Origin of the sequence: Mycobacterium sp. (assembly GCF_049673265.1) — a bacterium.
In the GTDB taxonomy this organism is placed as follows: domain Bacteria; phylum Actinomycetota; class Actinomycetes; order Mycobacteriales; family Mycobacteriaceae; genus Mycobacterium.
The window spans coordinates 1-8,534 of sequence record NZ_JBATXN010000038.1; the positions used below are offsets into that span (position 1 = coordinate 1).

Here is an 8,534-nt window from a genome sequence, read left to right on the forward strand (position 1 = left end):
GTCGAGGATCAGCGTGCAGCCCTTACCGAGCCCCGCCGAACTCAGCCGGGTCGCGTCGGCCCGCAGGAAGTGGACCCGGACGTGTTCGGCGGCGGCCCTGGCTCCGGCCTTCTCGAGCGCCTTCGCCGCGACGTCCACTCCGGTTACCTGCCACCCGTGGCGGGCTAGATAGATCGACGAATCGCCTGTGCCGCAACCGATATCGATCGCGGTACCGGCGGGCAATGCGGCCGGACCCTCGATCAGTTCCCGCAAGGTCGACGACAATGCGTGGCCATCCCAGGGCGTGAAACCGATCCGATAAAACGCTCGATAAAGAAGTGCCGACACCATGGGCGTAAACGCTAGCTGCGCACGACTACTTATGCAAGAGTAGTTGGATGTCGTCGATCCGGATTTTCATCCTGGGCTCGCTGGAGCAGCGCGGACCCATGCATGGACATCAACTGCGGCTGCTTGCCGAACAGGAACATGTCGCGATGTGGACCGATATCACCGTGGGTGGGTTGTACGGCGCGCTCAAGCGGCTGGCGACCGAAAACCTCATCGAGCAGGTCCGTGTCGAACAGGCGGGCTCCTACCCGCCACGACAGATTTGGTCGATCACCGAGGCGGGCCGGGAAGCGTTGGGTGGTCTGCGGATGCGGGCGTTGAGCGACATCGTGATCAAACCCGATCCGTTCGACTTGGCGATGACGCGACTGGACCCGGATCATCTGACGCATCTGCCGGCGACCATCGCGGCCCGCATCGCGTCGCTGTCAGCGTTGCTGACTGAATGGGAGGCTCGCGCAGCTGCCGCCGACCGCTATCTGACGGTTGCCGAAAAGCTGATGGTCAAGCATCGCCTTCACCGGCTGCAGGCCGAAATCGCCTGGCACCAAGAACTCGAGCAGCGGTTGCCCGAAATCGTCGCCGACGAAAGAGCCAGGCGGAGTGGTTAACTGCAACCATGCGCAGAGAACCAAAACTGGCCCGTCGCTTCTTTGATCGGTTCGAGCCGGTGCACGGGGTGACTTACTTCGCGCCGGAGGCGCGGGCAGCTTTCGACGGGCTGGGTTATCGCGGGTTTTGGATGGGCTACTTCGCCGGCCGCTCGGCGCCGCTGGGCATGGCATCCCCGGAAATGGTGACCGCGATGTTCTACAACTTCGCCCCCGAGCGGGTCGCCAAGGCGCTGCCGGCAGCGTGGGAGATCGCCGGCCCGGACGCGGCGTTGCGTGCCCGGCAGGAGTCTGCGGTTACGGCGCTGCGCCGCTATGGCATCAGTGCAGATGAAAATGTCGCTACTGCAGCTGAATTGGCGGGGAAGGCGGCGCGTCACGCGCCGCTCGATGGGCGGCCACTGTTCGCCGCGAATCGCGCGCTGCCATGGCCCGACGATCCGCTGGACGCGTTGTGGCATGCCACGACGCTGTTGCGCGAGCAGCGCGGCGACACGCACATAGCGGTACTGGCTGCGGCCGGGGTCTCCGGTCGGGAATGCAACGTGCTGCAGGTCGCTTCGGGCGCGATTGAGCGCGACTACATGGCCCGTGCCCGCGACTACGACGACGCGTCGTGGCGTTATCACGAAGAACAGCTGGCCGAGCGGGGACTGCTCAACGACGATGGGTCGATCACCGTCGCCGGTCGGGAACTGAAGAACCACATCGAATCGACCACCGACGCGCTTTCGCTTTCGGTACTCGACGCGCTCACTGACGACGAGGTGGAAGCACTGTTCCAGGCGCTCACGCCGATCACCCGCACCGTCATCGCCGCCGGCGATCTCCCCGCGACAACCCCGATGAACCTGCGCCGCAAGGAATTAGACGACGACAGCGCGCATCTGGCTTAACCGGTCTGCGGCGTGGCCCTGGGACGGCCTCTTTTGGGCGGGGGCGCTACATGTTTGGGCATCCGACCGGCGTCGTCGAGTGCTCGGCGCAGGATCATTTCGATCTGACCGTTGAGGCTGCGGAACTCGTCGTTGGCCCACCGGGTGAGCGCGTCGTGGACAGCTGGGTCGATCCGGAGCAGGACCTGTCGGCGGTCGCTCACGTGTAGAGCGTGCCGGTGTTGATCACAGGCGAGGGCGGTTGGTCCGCGCAGAGCACAACCATGAGGTTGCTGACCATGCTGGCCCTGCGCTCCTCGTCGAGGTCCACGACGCCAGTGTCAGTGAGTTGCTCCAGCGCCAGCTTTACCATTCCGACGGCGCCCGCCACGATGCGGGTGCGGGCGGCGATGACGGCGCCGGCTTGCTGGCGGCGCAGCATCGCCTGAGCGATTTCTTGGGCGTAGGCCAGGTGGGAGATGCGCACCTCAACGATTTCAACCCCGGCGATTTGGACGCGCTGGGCCAGTTCGCGCGCGAGGTCGGCGACCACTTGGTCGGTGGAGCCGCGTAGCGACGTGCCGGCGCCGGTTGGGTCGTCGTAGGGCTGGCTGGTGGCGACGTGGCGCAGCGCCGACTCGGCTTGCATGGACACGAAGGCTTGGTAGCTATCCACCGCGTAGGTCGCCTTGGCGGTATCGGCCACCTGCCAGACCACGATCGCAGCGATCTCCACAGGGCTGCCGTCGGCGTCGTTGACCTTCAAGTGTGCTGTCTCAAAGTTGCGCACCCGCAGGCTAACCCCGCGGCGCACGGTCAGCGGCGCCACCCACCAGAACCCCGGACGGCTTACGGTGCCGATGTAGCGCCCGAAGAACTGGATCACCGAGCTCTGTCCGGGCGGAACGATCACCAGCGAAGTGACGACCAAGGCAAGGATCACGATCGGCAGTCCCAACAGGTCGGGTTTGTTCTTGGCCGCCAAGACAATTCCGGCGATGCTCGCGGCAACGACGAGCACGCCGATCCAGCCGGTGAGGGTGCCAGCCGGACGCTGATCGATCTCGACCTGGGCTCCCTGATGTCCGACAACCTGAGCGTTATTGGTTGATTCAGCGCTGTCCACGAGTACCGCCCTCCTCAAATATGATATAAAATGATATCACTTTTTTGGGCGTCGAAGCGCACGAAAGGAGCAGTCGATGATGCAACCTGAAAGCCACCCGGTTCGGGTCCGAGGTGACCTCGATCCCGCGTTGTCACGCTGGCAATGGCTGGTCAAATGGATTCTTGCCATTCCGCACTACATCGTCCTGTTCTTTTTGACCATCGCGGTCGTCGTGGTGTGGGTGATCGCGTTGTTCGCGATCCTGATCACCGGCAAATACCCGCGCGCCCTGTTCGACTTCACCGTCGGCGTGATGCGATGGCGGTGGCGGGTCGCCTTTTACGCGCTCACCGCACTCGGCACAGACAAGTACCCGCCGTTCAGCCTGCAGTCCAAGGACGAGTATCCGGCCGACCTGGAGGTCGACTACCCGGAGCACCTGAACCGAGGCTTGGTATTGATCAAGTGGTGGCTACTGGCCATCCCGCACTACCTGATACTGTTCGCTTTCTTCGCCGCCGGTTGGCGCGCTCTCATGTTGAACCCGAACAACTCTGTCGCCTACCTCGCGCCGCCGCTGATAGCCATCCTGCTGGTGATCGCCCTGGTGGGTTTGCTGTTTACCGGGCGCTACCCGAAGGGGTTGTACGACTTCGTGATTGGAATCAACCGGTGGGCAATCCGGGTGCGCGCCTACACCAGCTTGCTGCGCGACGAGTACCCACCGTTTCGTCTCGACCAGGGGTCGCGCGAATGACAGCAGCCGCCCTGCATCGCGTTGGGTCGCCGTTAGATTAGTGCTGCCAGCCGTCCGGGTTGATCAATTTGGACGTAGGTGCGGGCGTCGTCGATCAGCTCCAGCTGCGCATGCGGTAGCGTCCGGGCGAGTCGCTCGGCGTCGCGGACAGTGAAGAAACGGTCACGGGTGCCCCAGGCGATCATCGCCGGACGGTCGAAGGCTGCCAGCCGCTCAGCGGCGGCCAGCGTGTGCTTGGGCGAGATCCCTTGGAGCACTGCGCGCAGGTCGGCGCGTATCCGCGGGTCGCGCAGCGGTGCAAACCAATCCGCCAGTAACTCATCGGGCAGCGGCCGGACGGTCAAGGGAACAGCCGCAAGTGCCGCACGCCGGACGAGTCGTGAGCGCAAGGCGATGTCGAGGGCGGTGATCAGGCCCGGCACACGCGCGCCGGCGGCTTCGATAGGCCGGAAGGCGAATGGTGGAAAGTTTTCGAACGCATCGCAGTTGGTGAGCACCAGGCGGTCGATGAGTTCGGGGTGGTTCGCACACAGGATCTGACACAGGGCGCCGCCGGTGTCGTTGCCGACTAAGGTGACCTCGCTGAGCTGCAACCGCTGGATAAATTCCGCGATCATCTCGGCAAGCGCCGGCGGAGACAAGTCCGCACCGTTCATCGGCGTTCGATGCGCGCCCAATGGAAGGTCGGGAATGACGCAACGCCGTCCGGCGAGCAGCGGGACCAACTCGTCCCACACCCGGCCGTTCACGAACAGTCCATGGATCAGCACGACGCAGGGGCCGCTGCCGTGGTCTCGGTAGCGCAAAATGCCTTGGGAGAGCGTGATTTCTGTCATGTCAGCCTGGTGGCTCCGCCCGAGACTCGTTCATTTTGGACAACAACTTCACGACCGTGCGCAGTTCGCGTTCTGGCGTCTCATCGAGCAGAGCCGCCATGCGGTCGTTGATCTCCCCATAGAACGCCTGCATCTTCTTGACTTTGGTGGGATTCAAACGCACCAGAACGCTGCGGCGGTCACGCGGGTTTGGCTCCCGCTTTAGATAGCCGCCTTTCTCCAGCCGGTCGAGCATCACCGTGACGCCGCCCGTGGTCAGACCGGTGAAGCGGGCCAGCTCCCCCGGTGTCGACGGTCCCATCAGCTCGAGCACGTTGATGCACTGCATATCGGTGAGGCGCAAGCCCACTCGGTCGGCGATCTGCTGGTTGTACAGAATGCTTCCCGCGATGAACTGCCTCAGGCAGCGGATCACCGTCTCGTGTAACTGTGCGCGGTCTGGGCTTGACACTGGCTTCAATACGCCTATTCTCTAGATACCTTACTCAGTAAGATACTCACTAAATGAGGGAAGGGAACTTTAGCATGACGGCTGCAACGATCAAAGGGTATCGGGGAATAGGGATGGAGGGCGCCATTGCCCGCTGGTATGACAAAAGCACCCGCAAGGACATGGAGCGCTTCCGGACCCTGGCCGCGCGGCTACGCACCGTGTTGCCGCAGGGCGGAGACGTGCTGGAGGTGGCACCGGGGCCCGGCTTCGTCGCCATCGAAATGGCTAAGGGCGGGGCGCACCGCGTGACGGGGCTCGACGTCAGCCGGACGATGGTGGAGCTGGCGGATAAAAACGCCGCCGAGGCCGGCGTCGAAGTTGACTTCCGCCAAGGCAATGTATCGGCGATGCCCTTCGCAGATGAAAGCTTCGATCTGCTGGCATGCAGCGCAGCGTTCAAGAATTTTTCCGAGCCGCATAAGGCGCTTGAGGAGATGTATCGCGTGCTGCGCCCCGGCGGCACGGCGCTGGTTCTGGACTTGCGCAAGGACGTGTCGATGTCCGAAATCCGGAAGTACTTCGGCGCGACCGGGCTGAGCGCGATTGAGCGCTGGATGACCCTCGCCGCATTTCGGTTCATGTTGCTGAAACGGGCTTATACACCAGTACAACTTGAGACGATGTTGGCCGATATTCCGTTCCGGAGCAAGGAGATTCGGCTCGTCGACATCGGCGTCGAGCTCTGGCTACAGAAGTAGATCGGCACTATCGGGCGGGCGGGTGTGCCGTCTAGCCGGCGGCCCATTCTTTGGCTCGCTCAAGCTCGTCGAGCCTGAAGACGGCGAGCTCGCCGGGAATCATCCACGCCAGCGTATGCACGGTATGAGCGACCCACGCCTTATCGGAGACAACCGCAATTCTTTTGAAGGCCGCGTGCTGTGGCAATACAGTGCGCATGCGATGCGTCTGCTTTGGATGTGGTTGATCAGCGTTGCTCAGCTGACGGTACGGGTGCACAATTGAGGCGTCGTCTGAAACCTGGAGATCTGGGATGAGTGAGCAACTTTACGACTTTTTCGGCGAGATCTTCCAGCGGTACTTCATACCCGCCATCGACGCATATCCGCGAATGGGTGGAGCACTCGTCGGAAGGTTACTCACGCTGACTGACGACGTCCCCGATAAATTGGCACAGACCCGGTGCGCCGCAACGGCATGGGCCAAAACCGAGACCCCGAGCGCCAGGATCACCTCGGAACTCTTCGTGATCACCCAACACGGACTTATATATGCCGCCGGGTTGAACGACTCGCGCCGGCCGCTGTATTACCTGGCCACGCCGCCTGCATTGTTCGATCCGTTCGTCGATCAGGTCGACACCGCCGAACTGCGTGAGGGCACGGTAGTCGTGGTGGACAGCCGGTTCGGCCGCGACCTCGCATCCGCGCATCCGATGGACGCCGCGCTGCGCCGGATTCTCGATGAGCACCTGGCGCTGCGGGTGAATCTGCCCGCGTAGCTATTCCTTCGCCGCGGTCTCTTGGCCGGTGCGTCTTTCGCGGTCTTGTTGGCGGGGTCGAGTGGTTGGTACCTCAACTTTCCCCTATCGGTAGTGTGCCATCCACCACTGGTAAAGCGGGTCGATGCCACTGCCCGCAGCACCTTCGGCTTCGCCGAGCAGCAGTTCCGAGTCGATCGTCCAGGCCATACGGGGAATTAAGTCTGCGCTTCCCAACAATTTGATTGAGCCGCACGCCACCCTGCCTTCGACTCGCTGTGGGGTTGCGGCGCGATGCCAATCCTGCGGTGACGGCCCCATCCCGGGGCAAGGTTGGACAAGATAGCGATCCCACTCATTCCAGTACGTCTCGAGGGTGTTCCGGTCAGCGAACAGGTGGAATGTGAGGGCCGCCGAAACAGTGCTTGTAGCCCATTCCGAGCAGTCCAACTCTGCTAACTCCACATTCTGGGGAGGACTGGACTTGCACCCGAAGACGTCCTTGGGAACCAATGACTGGAGCCGCTCCAACGGGTCGGCGACCGCAGATGGCGTAGGCGTCGGCGATGTTTTGCCACCCCCGGACGACGACTTGCTTCCTACAATGACAGCGACAACGGCGACAACCATGACGACGAGTAGGGCGCCTGCACTCAGCACCATCTTGGTGCGGCGGCTCAGCCGCTGAAAGAACGGCACTCCCTCGGCAGTTGGCGGGGCATCGGTCGGCGGCACCAAGCCGGTTCGGTGATTCTCGGTTGTGGTGGACGACTCCGGTTTCGGCGCATCACGGTGGCCTGGCGGCGAGACTGTGTTGGTGGCGAGAAGTGTCTCCGCATCAGGCTCACCAGACTCCTCGGGGACGGTGGGCGCATCATGGCGCGTCGTCTTTCCTTTCGCGGCAGGGTGGTCCCATGCGGGTATGCGCTGCTCAGTTCGCTGCTCACCGCCCCGCGTGGGCTTGATGTTGGTGGTGAGTTCCGCATCTGGAGCAGAACTGCTCTCCGATGACGTCGCAGTGCTGGCGCTGAAACGAACTGGTTCACCTACGGCGAGGAAACTGGTGACTGCCGCAGCGAGGCGCTCAAGGTGGGCCTCGAGCGGTGGTGTCAACGCATCGAGCCAGTGCGGCGTCCCGAGGAAGTATTCCAGGGACTGCGCGGGAGCGACGTCCTCGATGCGGAACGGGATCAGCACCGTTTCTGCGCTCACAGCGAGCTGGACCTCTCGCCTGATCTGGGGCGAGGCGTTGGCGTGGCTGCTGAACATCAGAACCATGACTCGAGACGACCGGATCGCGTCGACGATGGCAGCGCCCCACTCTTGGCCCGGGATGACGTCTCGCGGCGCGATCCAGCATCGGATTCCCTTCGCTTCCAAGGCGGCGCAGACGGCGTCAGCTTGCGGCTTGTCGTGGTGTGAGTAGCTGACGAAGACGTCATGGGCCACGGGTCCACCCCTTCGGCTGCTGCTCAACCCTCGCGGCGATCGCGATCACTCCCGACCCCACCGACGTCCTCATCCAGCCAGACCTGCGGCTTCGCTGAAGGTCGCCTTCCATCGATCTGACCGCCCCCTCGTCGTGGCGGGAATAGCTGATGAACACCCGCACGTGCGCGACCGTCGGCCCTCAGACGCGGTTACGGTTAGGTCGAAGCATACGGATTGGTCGCCGATGGCGGCGGCGCTTGGTCAAGCCGGCGTCGCCGGAGCCGCGAGAACCAGTTTTTGGTTGGGGCTGCATGATGACCAGCCCGCGGCCGTTGGATTCGTCTTTGCCAAGGCATTCCGCACCCGCCGCGTAGCCGATGGTCAAGACTGGACTCATGGCAGATCTTGGCGAGGGCCGTGTTGCGGTCTACCTAGACTTCGACAACATCGTGATCTCCCGCTACGACCAGGTGAACGGCCGCGGTTCGTTCCAGAAGGACAAGGCCAAGGGCCTGGACAAGCACCCGGACCGGTTGGGCCGGGCGACCGTCGACGTCGGCGCCATCATCGACTTCGCCTCGTCGTTCGGCACCTTGGTGCTCACTCGCGCCTACGCAGACTGGTCGGCCGAGGTCAACACGGGCTACCGCCA

11 protein-coding genes and 2 pseudogenes are annotated in these 8,534 nt (G+C 63.2%); 6 read left to right on the forward strand and 7 right to left on the reverse strand.

The window, feature by feature from the left end; genetic code table 11:
* Positions 1-333: class I SAM-dependent methyltransferase (locus WBF82_RS01325; RefSeq protein ID WP_424381308.1), on the reverse strand; the 333-nt coding region annotated here is incomplete at its 3' end.
* 47 nt (positions 334-380) lie between these two features.
* Between WBF82_RS01325 and WBF82_RS01330 the strand changes: the two genes are divergently transcribed.
* Together WBF82_RS01330 and WBF82_RS01335 are read left to right on the forward strand one after the other, a co-directional pair.
* Positions 381-944 carry a PadR family transcriptional regulator gene (locus WBF82_RS01330; RefSeq protein ID WP_424381309.1) on the forward strand — a complete coding sequence of 188 codons (564 nt, stop codon included), beginning with the start codon at positions 381-383 and terminating at the stop codon, positions 942-944.
* An 8-nt stretch (positions 945-952) separates the two neighbouring features.
* Positions 953-1,840 carry an SCO6745 family protein gene (locus tag WBF82_RS01335; RefSeq protein ID WP_424381310.1) on the forward strand — a complete coding sequence of 296 codons (888 nt, stop codon included), beginning with the start codon at positions 953-955 and terminating at the stop codon, positions 1,838-1,840.
* Here WBF82_RS01335 and WBF82_RS01340 read toward each other — a convergent pair.
* Both WBF82_RS01340 and WBF82_RS01345 read right to left on the reverse strand, forming a co-directional pair.
* Positions 1,837-2,043 (reverse strand): hypothetical protein, encoded by a 207-nt coding sequence (locus tag WBF82_RS01340; RefSeq protein ID WP_424381311.1) that lies wholly within the window; start codon positions 2,041-2,043, stop codon positions 1,837-1,839. The two genes, WBF82_RS01335 and WBF82_RS01340, sit on opposite strands and share 4 nt — an antisense overlap.
* Complete coding sequence (locus WBF82_RS01345) at positions 2,040-2,945, reverse strand: SPFH domain-containing protein (protein WP_424381312.1); 906 nt, start codon at positions 2,943-2,945, stop codon at positions 2,040-2,042. The genes WBF82_RS01340 and WBF82_RS01345 overlap by 4 nt, the downstream gene beginning before the upstream one ends.
* Positions 2,946-3,024: 79 nt before the next feature.
* Here WBF82_RS01345 and WBF82_RS01350 point away from each other — a divergent pair, with 79 nt between their 5' ends.
* On the forward strand, positions 3,025-3,684 hold the full coding sequence (locus tag WBF82_RS01350) for a DUF4389 domain-containing protein (protein WP_424381318.1): 660 nt from the start codon (positions 3,025-3,027) through the stop codon (positions 3,682-3,684).
* A gap of 32 nt (positions 3,685-3,716) precedes the next feature.
* Here WBF82_RS01350 and WBF82_RS01355 read toward each other — a convergent pair whose 3' ends face one another.
* Positions 3,717-4,520 carry an alpha/beta fold hydrolase gene (locus WBF82_RS01355; protein WP_424381313.1) on the reverse strand — a complete coding sequence of 268 codons (804 nt, stop codon included), beginning with the start codon at positions 4,518-4,520 and terminating at the stop codon, positions 3,717-3,719.
* 1 nt (position 4,521) lies between these two features.
* Complete coding sequence (locus WBF82_RS01360; protein WP_424381314.1) at positions 4,522-4,971, reverse strand: MarR family winged helix-turn-helix transcriptional regulator; 450 nt, start codon at positions 4,969-4,971, stop codon at positions 4,522-4,524.
* 74 nt (positions 4,972-5,045) lie between these two features.
* On the opposite strand from WBF82_RS01360, the gene WBF82_RS01365 reads away from it, so the two are divergent.
* Positions 5,046-5,711 carry a class I SAM-dependent methyltransferase gene (locus WBF82_RS01365; protein WP_424381315.1) on the forward strand — a complete coding sequence of 222 codons (666 nt, stop codon included), beginning with the start codon at positions 5,046-5,048 and terminating at the stop codon, positions 5,709-5,711.
* Positions 5,712-5,742: 31 nt separating this feature from the next.
* On the opposite strand, the pseudogene WBF82_RS01370 reads toward WBF82_RS01365, so the two are convergent.
* Positions 5,743-5,889, reverse strand: a pseudogene (locus WBF82_RS01370) (STAS/SEC14 domain-containing protein); the annotation flags it as partial.
* Positions 5,890-6,004: 115 nt separating this feature from the next.
* On the opposite strand from WBF82_RS01370, the gene WBF82_RS01375 reads away from it, so the two are divergent.
* Positions 6,005-6,472, forward strand: a complete 468-nt coding sequence (locus WBF82_RS01375) for a glucose-6-phosphate dehydrogenase (protein WP_424381316.1) — start codon at positions 6,005-6,007, stop codon at positions 6,470-6,472.
* Positions 6,473-6,556: 84 nt separating this feature from the next.
* On the opposite strand, the gene WBF82_RS01380 is transcribed toward WBF82_RS01375, so the two are convergent.
* On the reverse strand, positions 6,557-7,900 hold the full coding sequence (locus WBF82_RS01380) for a toll/interleukin-1 receptor domain-containing protein (RefSeq protein ID WP_424381317.1): 1,344 nt from the start codon (positions 7,898-7,900) through the stop codon (positions 6,557-6,559).
* 377 nt (positions 7,901-8,277) lie between these two features.
* Between WBF82_RS01380 and WBF82_RS01385 the strand changes: the two are divergent.
* A pseudogene (locus WBF82_RS01385) lies at positions 8,278-8,534 on the forward strand (NYN domain-containing protein); the annotation flags it as partial.